The sequence below is a fragment of the Streptomyces sp. NBC_00354 genome (assembly GCF_036106915.1).
Lineage (GTDB): Bacteria > Actinomycetota > Actinomycetes > Streptomycetales > Streptomycetaceae > Streptomyces.
Genome location: NZ_CP107983.1, coordinates 7,640,406 through 7,655,177, shown reverse-complemented (window position 1 = coordinate 7,655,177; position 14,772 = coordinate 7,640,406). Strand labels below are relative to the sequence as shown.

Sequence of the window (14,772 nt, the reverse complement as noted above, 5' to 3'; positions counted from 1 at the left end):
GGTCGCCCCGCACCCCGGCTTCCGGGCGGTCCGGCGGCCGTGAGAGGGTCGGCGCCCGGCCTCCGACGGGGTCGCGCGCGAGGAGGGCAGTGTGACCGGCAGCACATCCACCGGACTGGTACTGGTGGCGGACGACGACGCCGCCATCCGCCGCTCGCTGGAGCGCGGGCTGCGGCTGAGCGGCTTCAAAGTGGTCCTCGCCGAGGACGGGCCCGCCGCGCTGGGCCTGCTCACCGGCCAGGCCCCGGACGTCCTCGTACTCGACGTGTCGATGCCCGGTCTGACCGGCACGGAGGTCTGCCGCAGCCTGCGCGCCCGGGGCGACGAGACTCCCGTCCTGATGCTGTCGGCCCTCGACGAGGTCACGGACCGCATCGCAGGGCTGCAGGCCGGGGCCGACGACTACCTGGTCAAACCCTTCGCCCTGGAAGAGCTCGTGCTGCGCCTGCACGCCCTGCTGCGGCGCCGGCCGGCGCAGGCCCCTGCCTCGGACGTACTGCGCGCCGGCCCGCTGGTGATCGACGGGGCCAGCCGGCAGGTACGCCACGAGGGCGCCGAACTCCACCTCACCCGGCGCGAGTTCGAGCTCCTGGTCCAGCTGGTGCGCAACGCGGGGATCGTCCTCACGAGGGACCAGCTGCTGGACCGGGTGTGGGGCTACGACTTCGAGGTGCGCAGCGACGCCGTCGACACCTTCGTCAGCTATCTGCGCCGCAAGCTGGAGGAGGGCGGGCGCCCGCGCCTGATCCACACCGTGCGCGGGGTCGGTTTCGTCCTGCGCGTCCCCGAGGCCCGGAGCGGCTCGTGAAGCTCGCCACCCGTATCGCGCTCTCGGTGACCGTGGTGGTGCCCCTGCTGGTGCTCGCCGCGGGCCTGCTGGTGCTCGGACTGGTCAGCCGCGATCTGCACCAGCAGCAGGACACCCGGCTGCAGGACCGGGCCTCGGCCGTCCTCCCGGACGTCAAGGCGATGCTCACGGCCGACCTGAACGGGCGGCCGAAGGCCGAGCAGAACCAGCATCGCAAGGTCCTCGGCGATGTCCTCGACGCCGGGATCCGGGTACGGACCACGGACGGAACGGTCGTCCTGGAGGGCGGACCGCAGCCCGCCGACCCGGTACAGCTGCCCGAGCGGACCCCGGCCGGCCCCGTCACCGTCCGGGCCAAGGGACACGCCTGGCGGGTGCTGACCGTCCCGGTGGCCGGGCCGGCGCCGGGCACGTTCTGGCTGTTCACCCCGGCCTCGGCCGCTGACCCGCAGGTCGTCGCCGTGCGCCGCCGGGTCCTGCTGGTCGCCCTGCTGGCGGCGCCGGTCTCCGGGCTGCTCGCGTACGGGCTGGCCGGACGCGCCACCGCCTCCGTACGGAGGCTGAGCCGCCGAGCCGCCGAACTCGACCCGGGGGCGGGCGCGGCCGCCTTCGCCACCGCGCCGGTGAACATCGCCGAGGTGGACGAACTGTCCACCGCCATCGGCCAGTTGCTGGCCCGGTACGAGGAGCAGGCCGCCCGGACGGCGCAGGCGCTCGACACCGCCCGCTCCTTCTCCTCCGCCGCCTCGCACGAGCTGCGCACACCGCTGATGAGCATGCGGACGGACCTGGACGTCCTCGCCGCCCATCCCGACCTCTCCCCCGCCGAACGGGCCGAGATCGTACGGGACTTGCAGAGCGACCACGCCCGGCTGCTGGACCTGCTCACGGCCCTGCGGATGCTCGCCCGGGGCGATCTGGTGGAGGTGTCCGCCTTCGCCCCGATCGACCTCTCCGAGCTGGTGGACACGGTCGTCGGCGAGACCGCCCGCCGCCATCCCGCGGCCCGGCTCGAAGTCGAACTCCCGCCGGAGCTGCGGGTGTTCGGATGGGATACCGGGCTGGCCATCCTGCTCGCCAACCTGCTGGGCAATGCGGTGGTGCACGGACACCTGCCGGACGAGCCGTCCAGGATCGCGGTACGGCTGCGCGCGGAGGGCGAGTTCGCCGTGCTCACCGTGGACGACGCGGGGCCCGGCATCCCGCCCGGCGAGCGGGAAGCCGTCTTCCGGCGGTTCCACCACCGCCCGGGCAGCCCCGGCTCCGGGCTCGGGCTGACGCTCGTCGCCCAGCAGGTCGCGCTGCACCAGGGCACGGTCACCATCGGGACGCCGCCCGGCGGCACGGGCACCCGCCTCGAGGTGCACCTGCCGCTGTCGGCCGCGGACGCCCCGACCCTGCGACTGCCGAGGCGCCGCGACTGGATCTCCCGGGGGGACTGAGCGGAGGCGAACCGGCCGGGCCGGGGCCTCACGGGGGGCGCTCCTGTGGACTCACAAGGATTCCACAAAGACACCTCCTACCGTCCTGACCGGTCGGCCGCCTGTGAGCCGGCCCGTTCGCACCGAAGGGGATTCAGCCATGCTCCCGAACCGTAGGACCGCCGCTGCCGCGATCGGCGCCATGGCGCTGGCCGGCGCACTGCTCTCCGCCGCCCCCGCCCAGGCCGATGGCGGCAGCCCCGCCCCCGCCGCCCCGAAGTCGGCCAAGTCCGCGCCGGAGGGCGACGGCGCCAAGGCGATCTGCAAGCGCCTGCCGAAGACGGAGACCCGCGTCAGCGCGGCGATCAACCGCCTCAACGGCGACGTCACCGTCCTCGGCTCCGTCGCGCGGCTCGAGCAGCGCGTCACCAACGCCCAGACCGCCGGCCACACCGAGGTCCACACCTACCTCAACGACCGTCTGACCTTCCGCAAGAGCCTGTTGCCCACCCTTCAGAAGCGGCAGGACGACCTGAAGGCCGTCAGCACCTGGTGCTCCGCCCAGGGGTCCAAGTGACCGTGCCCCGCCGCGCCGCCGCGGGTCTCGCCACTCTGATCACGGCGGCCGCACTGCTGCTCACCGGCTGCATGCCCGGCGCGAAGGCCCAGCCCCAGGACACGCAGTCCGTGAGCTCCGACGACGCCCGGGCCAAGGAGATGCAGCAGAAGCTGGACGATGCCGAGAGCGCGGCGGCCCAGGCGGATTCGGACGCCGCCCAGAACAACTGACCCACCCCACACGCACGTCTCGGCCTGCCCCCGGTCCTCGGGGGCAGGCCGGATCCGTTTACGCAGCGGGCCCGGGCCGGTGCAGTGCGCGCAGGCCTTGGAGCAGCAGGCCCAGACCGAACTCGAAGTGGGCCGTGAAGTCGGTGCTGGTGAGCACGGGCAGGGCCGCGCTGAGGTGCGGGAACCGGGCTGCCGTCACCGCCTCCCGCAGCTGCTCGGGGTCCGCGGGCCCCTGGTCTCCGGGCTGCAGGGCGGCCTGCTCCTCGAGGGTGTGGCCGACCGTGAAGTGGACGACGGTCAGCGCGGTGCGCGCCGCGTCCTCGTGGCCGAAGCCCGCCTCGCGCAGGACCCCGATGAGGGTCTCGGCGAAGCCGAGGGTGTTCGGTCCGGTCGAGTGGGTTCCCGCGTAGACCCGTGCGCCGTCGCGGTGGGCGAGCAGTGCCGTACGCATACCGCGGGCCAGGGCGGTCAGCCGTCCGCTCCAGTCGGCGTCCGGCGGCGGGGTCGCGCAGCCCGCCAGGATCCGTTCGGCCATGGCGGTCAGCAGGTCCTGCTTGGTGGCGAAGTGGCGGTAGAGCGCCCCGGCCTGGACGCCCACCGCGTCGGCCAGCCGCCGCATGGTGAGCGCGTCCAGGCCGGATTCGTCCAGCAGCACCAGGGCGGCCTCGACGGTGCGGGCCTGGTCCAGCCGCGGGGGCCGGCCCCGGCTCGGGCGGGCGGCGCCGGCGGGCGGCGGGGTTGACGGTGAGCTCATGGACCCCACTATAGTGAACATCGTTCACGTGAACACTGTTCACTAATTAGGGGAGAGGTTGCCGATGGACACCGATGTGATCGTCGTGGGCGCGGGCCCGACCGGGCTGATGCTCGCCTGCGAGCTCGCGCTGGCCGGCGTACGGACCCGAGTCGTGGAGCGGCGGGACGCCCCGCAGCAGGATTCGCGGGCGCTGACCCTGCATCCGCGCAGCATCGAGCTGATGGACCAGCGGGGGCTGGCAGGCCGGTTCCTCACACTCGGCCGGACCGTGCCCGGCTGGCATTTCGCCGGCCTGGACACCCAGCTGGACTTCGGCGCCCTCGACTCGCGCCACGCGTACACCCTGTTCCTGGCCCAGGCGCGTACCGAGGCCCTGCTGGAGGAGCGGGCGCGCGAGCTCGGCGTGGAGATCCGCCGCGGGTACGAAACCACCGGGCTGCGCCAGGACCGGGACGGCGTGGAGGCCGACGTACGCGGTCCCGCCGGGCTGGAGACCGTACGCGCCCGCTACGTGGCCGGCTGCGACGGCGGGCGGAGCATCGTGCGGCAGGAGGCCGGCATCGACTTCCCGGGAACCGCGGAAACGCTGACCGGGATCCTCGGCGACTTCACGGTGGCCGACCCGGACAGCCTCGGGCGGGCGCGGGCCAAGGGCGTGCTGGCCGTCCCGCTGGAGGGTGGCCTGACCCGGTTCGTCCTCATCGATCCGGAGCGGATGCGGACGCCGGCCGGCGAGCCGGTCACCCTCGAGGAGTTCCGCGACTCGCTGATACGAATCTGCGGGAGCGACTGCGGGATCGACCGGCCCCGCTGGCTGTCCCGCTTCGGGAACGCCACCCGGCTCGCCGAGCGCTACCGGTCCGACCGCGTCCTGCTGGCGGGGGACGCCGCGCACATCCACTTCCCCGCGGCCGGCCAAGGGCTCAACACCGGGCTCCAGGACGCCATGAACCTCGGTTGGAAGCTGGCCGCCGAGATCCACGGGTGGGCGCCGCCGGGGCTCCTCGACACCTACCACGACGAGCGGCATCCGGTGGGCCTGGCGGTCACCGAGAACACCGAGGTCCAGACCCTGCTGGCAGAGCTGACGCTGGTCCCCTCGTACCAGCGGCCCGCCGCGGCCCTGCGGAAGCTGCTCGAGGACCTGCTCGGCATCAAGGAGGTCAACCGCCGGCTCGCCGGGCTGGTCTCCGCACTCGGCGTCGGCTACCCGGCCGCCGACCCCGGCGCCGATCCGCTGGTGGGCGCCCGGATGCCCGACATCGCGCTGAGCATCGCCGGTTCCACGGCGTCCCGGGCGTACGAGCTGCTCCACGCGGGCCGCTTCGTCCTGCTGAACCTGGCCGAGGAGCAGGACTTCGACGTCGATGGCGACGCGGGCGGCGACGGCGGATGGGCCGACCGGATCACCGCCGTCACCACCACTGGCCACCGCGGCCACCCCGGCCTCGACGGGGTGGCCGAAGTCCTGGTACGCCCCGACGGCCACATCGCCTGGGCCACCCGGACCACCGACGCCGCGGTCCGCCGTACCGAGCGGTACCACGCACTGGCCGCCTGGGCCGGGAAGCCGTGAGCAACCGAGCGGGGGTGTCAGGCCCGCTTCCCTTGCAGGAACCGGCGCAAGCGGGCCCAGGGCCAGGTGTTGATGACATCGTCCTTCGCCAGCCAGCCGCGCTGCGCCGTGCCCACCCCGTACCGCAGGTACGGCAGGTGCGTGGTCGCGTGCGCATCCGAGTTCACCGCGAACTTCACCCCGTGGCTCTTCGCGCGCAGGATGTCCTCGTCGCGCAGGTCGAGCCGCTCCGGATGCGCGTTGATCTCCAGGGCCGTTCCCGTCCGCGCGCAGGCCTCGAAGACCGCGTCGAAGTCGGCGTCCACACCGGGGCGCCGGCCGATCCGCCGGGTGGTGGGGTGGCCGATGACGGCGACGTTCGGGTTTTCGCAGGCCCGGATGAAGCGCCGGGTCATGGCAGCCCGGCTCTGACCGAAGTGGGAGTGTACGGAGGCCACGCACAGGTCGAAGTCCGCGAGGAACCCGTCGGGCCAGTCCAGGCCGCCGTCCGGGCCGATGTTGAGTTCCGTGCCGTGCAGCAGCCGCATCCCGTGCACCGTGCGGTCCAGTGCCCGTACCTGCTCGCGCTGCGCCAGGATCTTCTCCTGCGTCATGCGCTGCATGGCGAGGTCCGGCGCGTGGTCGGTGACCGCGTAGTACGCGTAGCCGCGGGCGGCAGCGGCGGCCACCATGTCCTCCAGGGAGGCGAGGCCGTCGGTGAGGTCCGTGTGGGTGTGCAGGTCCCCCCGGATGTCGCCCTCGGCCACGAGGTCGGGGAGTTCGCCCCGCAGCGCGGCCGCGATCTCCCCGCGGTCCTCCCGCAGCGGCGGCGCGATCCAGGGCAGGCCGAGCCGGGCGTAGATCTCCTCCTCCGTCTCCGAGGCGAGGTTCTTGCCGCTCTCGGCGTCGAAGAGCCCGTACTCGGAGAGCTTGAGACCCTGGCGCACCGCCAGCGCGCGGGTGCGGATGTTGTGCGCCTTCGAGCCGGTGAAGTACTGCAGCCCTGCTCCCCAGGACGCCGGCGGCAGGACGCGCAGATCGACCTGGAGGCCGGCGCCGGTCCGGATGGAGGTCTTTTTCGCCCCGTGCGCGATGACCTCGGCCGCAGACGGGAGCTCGGCAAGGGCCGTCATGAACGGTGCGGACCGGTCGGCCGCCACCAGGATGTCGATGTCGCCGATCGTCTCGCGCATCCGGCGCAGCGAGCCCGCGTACGTGCACCGCACGCACCCCGGGATGCGGGCCATCTCGGCGACGATCTGCTCGGCGATGTCCATCGCGGCGCCGAGCAGGATGCGGCCGTCGGCGTTCCGGAGTACGGAAATGCCGTGCAGGATGTTCTGCTCGGTCTGCTCGCCGAACCCCTTCAGGTCGCGCAGCCGCTCCTCGCGGATGGCGTCCTCCAGCTGCTCGACGGACGAGATGCCCAGCTCCTCGTACAGGACGAGGGCCTTGCGGGGCCCGAGCCCGGGGATGGCGGTCAGTGTCCGCACCCCGGCCGGGACGGCGGCCCGGCTCGCCTCGATGTCCGGGACGTGCCCGGTGCTCAGGTACTCCACGATCTTGTCCGCGATGGACCTGCCCACGTGCGGGATCTCCCGCAGGCCCTTGGCGTCGAGCTGCGCGACATCGGCCGGGTGGCCGCCGATGGCGCGGGCGGCCTTCTCGTACGCGCGCGCCTTGAAGGCGTCGCCGCCGCTGATCGCGATCAGGTCGGCGTACTCCTGGAGCAGTGCCTCGACCTGCTCGTTGGCCCTGGGCATACCTCCAGGGTGCCCCCTGCACCCGGGCCCGGCGCGTTCCGTCCCACGGCTGCCACCACCCCGCGATAGAAGTTGAGGATTGTTCACTTTCCATTGACAGGGCGGGCTCCGGGGCCCAAAAGTGTGCCGTCAGCGATGCACCTGCGACCGAAGCGAGCCCGCATGACAGCGCCCGTACCCGCGTTCCCCGCCGATTTCCTCTGGGGCGTCTCCGCCTCGGCCTTCCAGATCGAAGGCTCCCCCACCGCCGACGGCCGGGGCCCCTCCTCCTGGGACGCCTTCACCAAGGAGCCGGGGCGCATCCGAGACGGCTCGCACGCGGACGTGGCCACCGACCACTACCGCCGCTACCGCGAGGACGTGGCCCTGATGGCCGAACTCGGCGTCGGCGCCTACCGGTTCTCGGTGTCCTGGTCGCGGGTCCTGCCGGACGGCCACGGGCAGGTCAACCGCAAGGGGCTGGACTTCTACGACCGGCTGGTCGACGAGCTCTGCGCCGCCGGCATCGCCCCGGTGCCCACCCTCTTCCACTGGGACACCCCGCTGGCCCTCGAGGAGAAGAGCGGCTGGCTCAGCCGCGACACCGCCGAACGGTTCGCGGCGTACGCCTCGGTCGTCGCGCAGCGGCTCGCCGACCGTGTCCCGATGTGGATCACCATCAACGAGCCCGCCGAGGTCACCCTCCTCGGATACGGCCTCGGCGAGCACGCGCCCGGCAAGCGTCTCGTCTTCGACGCCCTGCCCGCGGCGCACCACCAGCTCCTGGCCCACGGGCTGGGCGTACAGGCCCTGCGTGCGGCGGGCGCCCGCGAGATCGGCATCGCCGCCTCGCACAGCCCCGTGTGGGCCGCGAGCGACGGGGAGGCCGACCGCGCCGCCGCCGAGCTGTACGACACGCTCACGAACCGCCTCTTCGCCGACCCCGTCCTGACCGGCGCGTATCCGGACGAGGGCCTGGCCGCACTGCTGCCCGGCCCGGTGGCGGAGGACCTGAAGACCATCTCGGCCCCGCTGGACTGGTACGGGATCAACTACTACAACCCGATGCGCGTAGGGGCCCCGCAACCGGCCGCCCCGGCAGGCGAGTTCGGCGGCATCGCGATACCCGCGGACCTCCCCTTCGGCATCCGGCCGATCGAGGGGTACGAGCACACCGACTTCGGCTGGCCGGTGGTCCCTGACGGGCTGCGCGAACTGCTCGTCTCCCTGCGCGAGCGCTACGGCGACCGGCTGCCGCCGGTGTACATCACCGAGAACGGCTGCTCGTACGGGGACGGGCCGGATCCCACGACGGGACGGGTCGCCGATGCGCGCCGGATCGCGTACCACGAGGGCCATGCGGCCGCCCTGCACCGGGCGATGACGGAAGGCGTCGACGTCCGCGGTTACTTCATCTGGTCGATCCTCGACAACTTCGAATGGTCGGAGGGGTACCGGCAGCGGTTCGGGCTGGTCCACGTCGACTACGAGACGCTGGAGCGGACCCCGAAGGAGTCGTACGCCTGGTACCGCGACCTGATCAAGGGCGGCAGATGACCGTCGGACGGACGGCCGAGGAGACCGGAAGCCCCGTCGGCGGGCGCTGGGTCGGTGCGCTGTCCCTCGCGAATCTCGGTGTCTGGGTCGGCTGGTTCGGCCCGCTCCAACTGCTCCTGGCCCGCCAGGCGCAGCAGCTCACCCCGGACCACAAGGCGTCCACCCTCGCCCTCGTGACGGGTGTGGGAGCGGCGGTCTCGATGGTCGCCAACCCGGTCTTCGGGGCCCTGTCGGACCGTACGACGTCGCCGGCGGGCCGGCGGATCCCCTGGGTGGTGGCGGGAGTTGCGGGCGGGGCCGCCGGGTTGCTCGTCCTCGCCCGGGCTTCGAGCGTCGCCGGGGTGATCGCGGGCTGGTGCCTGGTCCAGCTCGCGCTCAACGCGGCGTTCGCCGCCCTCACCGCCGCCGTGCCCGACCAGGTCCCGCCCCGCCGGCGCGGCCTGGTCGGCGGCTGGCTCGGCGTCTCCCAGGTCGGCGGGATCCTGGTCGGCACGGCCCTGGCCACGGTCGCGGGCGGCATCACCGCCGGGTACCTCGCGTGCGCGGCCTTCTCGGTGCTCGCGGCCGTCCCGTACGTGGTGATGCGGCGCGACACGCGCCTGTGGCCCGATGCCCGGCCCGCCTTCCGGTGCCGGACCTTCCTCGCCGGCTTCTGGATCGATCCGCGGCGCCATCCCGACTTCGGCTGGGCCTGGTTGACGCGCTTCCTGATGAACCTGTCGTACTCCGTCAGCACGATGTACCTGCTGTACTACCTGACCGATGCCGTGCACTACGAGGACGACGCGGACACGGGGGTGCTGATCCTGACGGCGCTCAACGCGCTCACCCTCCTGGCCACGGTGGTGATCAGCGGCGTCCGGTCGGACCGTACGGGCCGCAGGAAGGTCTACGTCATCGGGTCGGGGCTGGTCATCTCGGCGGCAACGCTGCTGCTCGCGTTCTGGCAGACCTGGACGGGGGCGATCGTCGCCTCGCTCGTCCTCGGGGTCGGGTTCGGCGTCTACACGTCGGTGGACTTCGCCCTGCTGACGGATGTGCTGCCGACGGCGGAGGACCGGGGCCGGGACCTCGGCGTCATCAACATCGCCAATGCGCTGCCCCAGGTGCTGGCTCCGGTGATCGCCGCGCCCGTGGTCACCCACTTCGGCGGCTACACCGCGCTGTACGCGCTCGCGGGGGTTCTGGCGCTGGCGGGGTCGGTGCTGGTCCGCCGCATCCGCGGGGTCCCGTGACGCCACGCGGCAGTCCCGTCACACACGCGGTGCCACCGGACGGATCCGGTGACACCGCGTGCGGGGTGTGTCAGTTGTTGACGCAGACGTTGCCGGCGGTCGGGTTCAGCAGCCCGATGATGTTGACGCTGTTGCCGCAGATGTTGATCGGGATGTGGATCGGCACCTGGACCACGTTGCCGGAAAGGAAGCCCGGGGAGCCGATGGCATAGCCTTCGGCCTTGGCGTCGGCGGAGGCGCTGCCGATCCCGCCCAGCGTCGCACCGACGACCAGGCAGGCCGCAACGGCCAGGGTACGGATCTTCATGTGGATCTCCCATCGAATGAGGGTGTGCCGGGCCATCCCATACCAGCCCGACCCGAACCAGGCCGATTCACCCACCCGTGGGCCCTGTCCGCGGCGAGATGCCACGGGGTGCCATGCGATGCCACGAGATGCAGATCAGGAGTTTTTCCGGAAAACGCAATCTCCCGGCCGTTCTGGACCGTATGCCCTGTAGAAGCCTCTCCAGGAGGAAAGCTCATGGCGATCTTCACTCATCTCATCCCAGCAAACCGCCGTCACGGAAAGAGGGACATGACCTCGGGGCGCGACGACAACACCGGCAGGCGCCGTCACCGTCGTCACCGGAACACCGGCAACGGCCACCGCGGGAACAACGGCCACCACGGTCACGGCTGCTGACCGCCGAGAACGGCTGGGCGGACCCCATTCCTTGACCCGCCCAGCCGGCAATCCTTGAGGAATGCCTCCATGGGGCGTGTCGCGTGGCATGCGCTGCACCGGCTGCTGTCGGTCGCCGATGATCCCGATGCGGTCGTCGCCGCCGCGCCGCCGGTCGCCCCGCGCGAGGCGTTCCGGCGATTCTGGCCCTACACCCGAGGCGGTCGGCGCTGGCTGGTCCCGATCCTCCTCTTCAGCATGATCGGCCCCCTCATCGACGCGGCCGAGATCTGGCTCTTCAAGATCGTGGTGGACGAGGTCCTCGTTCCGCGCGATCTGCGCCCCTTCCTCTGGATCGCGCTCGCCTACCTGGGGCTCGTCATCTTCTCCGGCGTTCTGGAGTTCGCCGACGACGTGATGTCCACCTGGGTCGGCGAGCGTTTCCTGCTGGCCCTGCGCTCGGACGTCTACCGGCACGTCCAGGGGCTCTCACTCGGATTCTTCGAACGGCGGCGGCTGGGAGACGTACTGTCGCGCATCACCGGCGACGTCGACGCGATCGAGACGTTCCTCCTCTCCGGAGTGGCCAACGCCCTCTACTACGTCATCCAGTTGGGCGTCTTCCTCGGCCTGCTCTTCTACCTGAGCTGGGACCTGACCCTCCTCGCGCTGATCATCGTGCCGCTCTTCTGGGCCTCGGCCCGGCGCTTCTCGCGGCTGGTCAAGGCCGCGTCACGGGAGCGGCGCCGGCGCAGCGGCTCGATCAGCGCGATAGCCGAGGAGTCGCTCGGCAACATCGCGCTGGTGCAGGCGTACAACCGGCAGGCGACGGAGGAAGGCCGGTTCGCCCGCGAGAGCATGGGCCGCTTCCGCGCGGAAATGGTCTCGGCCCGGATCCGTTCCGTCTACGGACCGATCGTCGAGATGATCGAACTGACCGGCGCGCTGGCCGTGATGGGCCTCGGTACGTGGAAGCTCGCGCAGGGGCAGCTCACGCTGGGCGGACTGCTGGTCTTCATCGCCCTGTTGAGCAAGCTCTACAGCCCGATCCGCGACCTGTCCCAGCTCACGACCACGTTCTACGCGGCGTCCGCGTCGGCCGAGCGGATCATCGAACTGCTCGACCAGCGCCCCCAGGTCGTCGAGGTGGAAGCCGCCCGTGCCCGGAGGATCGGGCGCGCCCGGGGCGATGTCGAGTTCCGCGGCGTCTCGTTCCGCTATCCGGGCACGTCGCGGTGGGCGCTGCGCGACGTGTCGCTGCATGTGGAGCCCGGTACGACGCTGGCGCTGGTCGGTTCGAGCGGCGCGGGCAAGTCCACGGTCGGGAAGCTGCAACTGCGCTTCTACGACCCGGACCAGGGGGCGGTCCTCCTCGACGGCACCGATCTGCGGGAGCTGCAGCTGTCCGAGCTGCGCGAGAACGTCGCGGTCGTGCTGCAGGAGACGCTCGTCTTCCACGGCACCGTACGGGAGAACATCGCCTACGGCCGGCCCGGCGCGACGGAGGCGGACATCGTCGCGGCGGCCCGCGCGGCCGACGCCGACGGGTTCATCCGGCTGCTCCCCGAGGGCTACGACACCGTGGTCGGCCAGCGGGGCCGGACGCTGTCCGGCGGCCAGGCCCAGCGCCTGGCGATCGCCCGCGCGATGGTCAGGGACGCACCCGTACTGCTGCTGGACGAGCCGACCACCGGCCTGGACGCCGAGTCGGGCCGCCGGATCATGGAACCGCTGCGCCGGCTGATGGCCGGGCGGACCACCGTCGTGATCTCGCACAACCTGCTCACCGTGCGCGACGCGACGTGCACGGTGGTACTGGACCGCGGCCGGGTCGTCGAATGCGGCACGCACGAGGAGCTCCTCGTACGGGGCGGCGCCTACGCCCGCCTGCACCGCGCGAACGGCGGAGCGCCCGGCGCCGTCACGGCCGTTGGTCCCCTGAAGGTCATGTCGTGAGCCCGAAGGTCCGTGTCGTGAGCCCGAAGGTCCTGTCATGAGCCCTGCCAACGCCATCACCGGGCCTGCGGCCCCGCCCCTCGCGCCCGGCACGGCCCCCGCGCCGGGGTACGAGGTCCTGGCGCACCTGGCCCGGACCGGCTGGCTCGACCTCTACGACGCCTGGAGCGAGCAGCGGGACTGCCGGTGCGTGGTGAAGGTCCTGCGCCCCGACTGCCGCGACGAGCCCCGGCTGGACGACCGGCTGGTCCGCGAGGGCCGCTGGCTCCAGCGCTTCACGCATCCGCACCTGGTCCGCGCGTACGAGACCTTCGAGTCCCCCGAGCCGCTCGTCGTCCTCGAGACGCTGACGGGCGAGACGCTGTCCCACCTCATCGGCCGTCTGCCCCGGCGGGCGGCCGCCGAGGACGTGGCCGTCCTGGGCGTGCAGCTGTGCTCCGCGATGCACTACCTGCACGGGCAGGGCCTGCTGCACCTGGACCTGAAGCCGTCCAATGTCGTGGTGGAATGCGGCCACGCGAAGGTGCTCGACCTCAGCGTCGCCCGCGCGCCCGGCATCGCCCCGCCGGGCGTGGGCACGTTCGGCTACCTGGCCCCCGAACAGGCGCGCGGGGGAACGCTGTCGGCAGCGGCCGACGTTTGGGGCATCGGCATCACGCTGTACGAACTCGCCACCGGAGACGTCCCGTTCGACATCGGCGATACGGTCGACGGCACCACGGACAGCGGGAGCGCGGACAGCGGTATCCCGGACTGGTATCCGCAGCTCGAAGAGGCAGCCCCACCGGTGACCGCCCGCCGACGTCTCCCGCACGCCCTGGCTGCGGCCATCGACGGCTGCCTCCGGCCCGATCCTGCGGCAAGGCCTTCGATCCCCGAACTGTCCGCCGCCCTCGACGCGACGCTGCACCGGCGGCGGCGCGACACGCCTGTGCGCGACACGCCTGTGCCGGAGTGACCGGAAACGCGTCTGGTGGGGGCTGACTGCATCTATGTAATGTCACATTGCATGATGCTCTTACGGCGTGCCGCGTCTTTCGCGGTCCTTCTTGCCACCGCCCTCCCCCTGGCCGTCACCGCACCCGCGCACGCGGAGGACACCTCCTCGTGCCGCACCGCTCCCTCGGCACCCCTCGACGCCGAGCAGGCGCGGCTCACGGATGCGCGGACCACGGCGCTCGTCGAGCGCGCCGGGTTCGGGGACTTCGTACGGCGCTTTCCCGCCGCGCTGTGCGGAGTCCGGAGCCCCGCCGAAGCGGGGCGGCTGCTCGACAGCTGGGGCGAGGCCCTCTGGCAGGCCGCCGTACGCCGCGCCCAGGGGCAGCGGCCCGGCGGCGACCTCCCGGCCGGGGACGACCGGCCGCTGTACTGGACCCGGCTGGCCATGACCACCGCGCTCGCCCGCTGGGAGCCGGGATTCGCCGTCGACCGCGCCGCGCTGCGCGCCCGCTTCGCGGACGCCTCCCGCGGCCTCACCGACAACGCCTTCCACACGCCCGCGGGCATACGGCGCGTCTTCATCAGCGGCTTCGACCCCTTCGGCCTGGACGCCGAGCTCCGCCGCGCCAACCCCTCCGGCTCCGCCGCCCTCCGGCTCAACGGCCGCCGCATCACGCTCGCCGACGGCAGCCGCGCCGAGATCCGGGCCGTCGTCCTGCCCGTGCGGTACGCCGACTTCGACGCCGGGATCGTGGAGCGGGCCTTCGCGCCGCGCCTGGCCGGCGGTCCCGGCGCGGCGGACGTCATCACCACCATCAGTCAGGGTTACCCCGGCATCTTCACCCTGGAGGCCTGGGCGGGCCGGTCCCGGTCGGCGGATCCGTACCCCGACAACACCCGTTCCCTCTCCGGCGGCACCCGCGAGCACCCCGTGACCGCTCCCGGCCTCGCCCCGGGCGCGGAGTTCATCCGGACCACGCTCCCCACCGACGCGGCGACCGGCGCCGTCCAGAGCCCGTACCCGGTGCTCCTGAACACCACCGTCACCGAGATCCCGGCGGGCGCCGCCGAGCCGGTGGACCGCGAGGACGGCCCGACGCCGGGTTCGCGGGCGGTGGAGGGCGGCGGAGGCGGCTACCTGTCGAACGAGGTGGCCTACCGCTCCAACCGCCTCCGCGGCGACCTCGCCCCACAGCTGCCCGGCGGCCACCTGCACACCCCGGTCCTCACCGGCCTCCCGGCGGACCCGGACCTGCTGACCGGCCCCGAGTTCGAACAGAACGAGACCGCGATCACCGCGGAGGTCCGCACCATCCTCGAACACACCGCCGCGCGCCCTTAGGTCGTGT

At 72.5% G+C, this 14,772-nt stretch carries 13 protein-coding genes; 10 read left to right on the top strand and 3 right to left on the bottom strand.

Annotation, left to right across the window (positions count from 1 at the left end; genetic code table 11):
- Positions 1-91 precede the first annotated feature (91 nt).
- The 4 genes from OHT74_RS35110 (at position 92) to OHT74_RS35095 (ending at position 3,018) form a co-directional block, all read left to right on the top strand.
- Positions 92-808, top strand: a complete 717-nt coding sequence (locus OHT74_RS35110; RefSeq protein WP_266670323.1) for a response regulator transcription factor — start codon at positions 92-94, stop codon at positions 806-808.
- Entirely contained in the window at positions 805-2,250 is a 1,446-nt protein-coding gene (locus tag OHT74_RS35105; protein WP_328622440.1) for a sensor histidine kinase, read from the top strand. Before OHT74_RS35110 ends, OHT74_RS35105 begins: the two co-directional genes overlap by 4 nt.
- A 139-nt stretch (positions 2,251-2,389) precedes the next feature.
- The gene (locus tag OHT74_RS35100) at positions 2,390-2,806 is read left to right on the top strand and encodes a hypothetical protein (RefSeq protein WP_328622439.1); all 417 of its coding nucleotides are present in this window, start codon (positions 2,390-2,392) and stop codon (positions 2,804-2,806) included.
- The gene (locus tag OHT74_RS35095) at positions 2,803-3,018 is read left to right on the top strand and encodes a hypothetical protein (RefSeq protein WP_266670317.1); all 216 of its coding nucleotides are present in this window, start codon (positions 2,803-2,805) and stop codon (positions 3,016-3,018) included. Before OHT74_RS35100 ends, OHT74_RS35095 begins: the two co-directional genes overlap by 4 nt.
- 58 nt (positions 3,019-3,076) lie before the next feature.
- On the opposite strand, the gene OHT74_RS35090 is transcribed toward OHT74_RS35095, so the two are convergent.
- On the bottom strand, positions 3,077-3,772 hold the full coding sequence (locus OHT74_RS35090) for a TetR/AcrR family transcriptional regulator (protein ID WP_328622438.1): 696 nt from the start codon (positions 3,770-3,772) through the stop codon (positions 3,077-3,079).
- A gap of 64 nt (positions 3,773-3,836) precedes the next feature.
- Here OHT74_RS35090 and OHT74_RS35085 point away from each other — a divergent pair, with 64 nt between their 5' ends.
- Positions 3,837-5,351, top strand: a complete 1,515-nt coding sequence (locus OHT74_RS35085; protein WP_328622437.1) for a monooxygenase — start codon at positions 3,837-3,839, stop codon at positions 5,349-5,351.
- A gap of 17 nt (positions 5,352-5,368) precedes the next feature.
- Here OHT74_RS35085 and polX read toward each other — a convergent pair whose 3' ends face one another.
- A complete protein-coding gene (polX, locus tag OHT74_RS35080) occupies positions 5,369-7,093 on the bottom strand; it encodes a DNA polymerase/3'-5' exonuclease PolX (protein WP_328622436.1) in 1,725 nt (574 codons plus the stop codon).
- A gap of 162 nt (positions 7,094-7,255) precedes the next feature.
- On the opposite strand from polX, the gene OHT74_RS35075 reads away from it, so the two are divergent.
- A complete protein-coding gene (locus tag OHT74_RS35075) occupies positions 7,256-8,629 on the top strand; it encodes a GH1 family beta-glucosidase (protein WP_328622435.1) in 1,374 nt (457 codons plus the stop codon).
- Positions 8,626-9,864 carry an MFS transporter gene (locus OHT74_RS35070; protein WP_328622434.1) on the top strand — a complete coding sequence of 413 codons (1,239 nt, stop codon included), beginning with the start codon at positions 8,626-8,628 and terminating at the stop codon, positions 9,862-9,864. The genes OHT74_RS35075 and OHT74_RS35070 overlap by 4 nt, the downstream gene beginning before the upstream one ends.
- A 70-nt stretch (positions 9,865-9,934) precedes the next feature.
- On the opposite strand, the gene OHT74_RS35065 is transcribed toward OHT74_RS35070, so the two are convergent.
- On the bottom strand, positions 9,935-10,171 hold the full coding sequence (locus OHT74_RS35065; protein ID WP_266670305.1) for a chaplin: 237 nt from the start codon (positions 10,169-10,171) through the stop codon (positions 9,935-9,937).
- 447 nt (positions 10,172-10,618) lie between these two features.
- On the opposite strand from OHT74_RS35065, the gene OHT74_RS35060 reads away from it, so the two are divergent.
- From OHT74_RS35060 to OHT74_RS35050, 3 genes are read left to right on the top strand one after another with little or no spacing between them, the layout of a single operon-like run.
- The gene (locus tag OHT74_RS35060; protein WP_328622433.1) at positions 10,619-12,484 is read left to right on the top strand and encodes an ABC transporter ATP-binding protein; all 1,866 of its coding nucleotides are present in this window, start codon (positions 10,619-10,621) and stop codon (positions 12,482-12,484) included.
- 37 nt (positions 12,485-12,521) lie between these two features.
- Complete coding sequence (locus OHT74_RS35055) at positions 12,522-13,442, top strand: serine/threonine-protein kinase (RefSeq protein ID WP_328622432.1); 921 nt, start codon at positions 12,522-12,524, stop codon at positions 13,440-13,442.
- Positions 13,443-13,493: 51 nt separating this feature from the next.
- Positions 13,494-14,765, top strand: a complete 1,272-nt coding sequence (locus OHT74_RS35050) for a pyroglutamyl peptidase (RefSeq protein ID WP_328622431.1) — start codon at positions 13,494-13,496, stop codon at positions 14,763-14,765.
- Positions 14,766-14,772 lie beyond the last annotated feature (7 nt).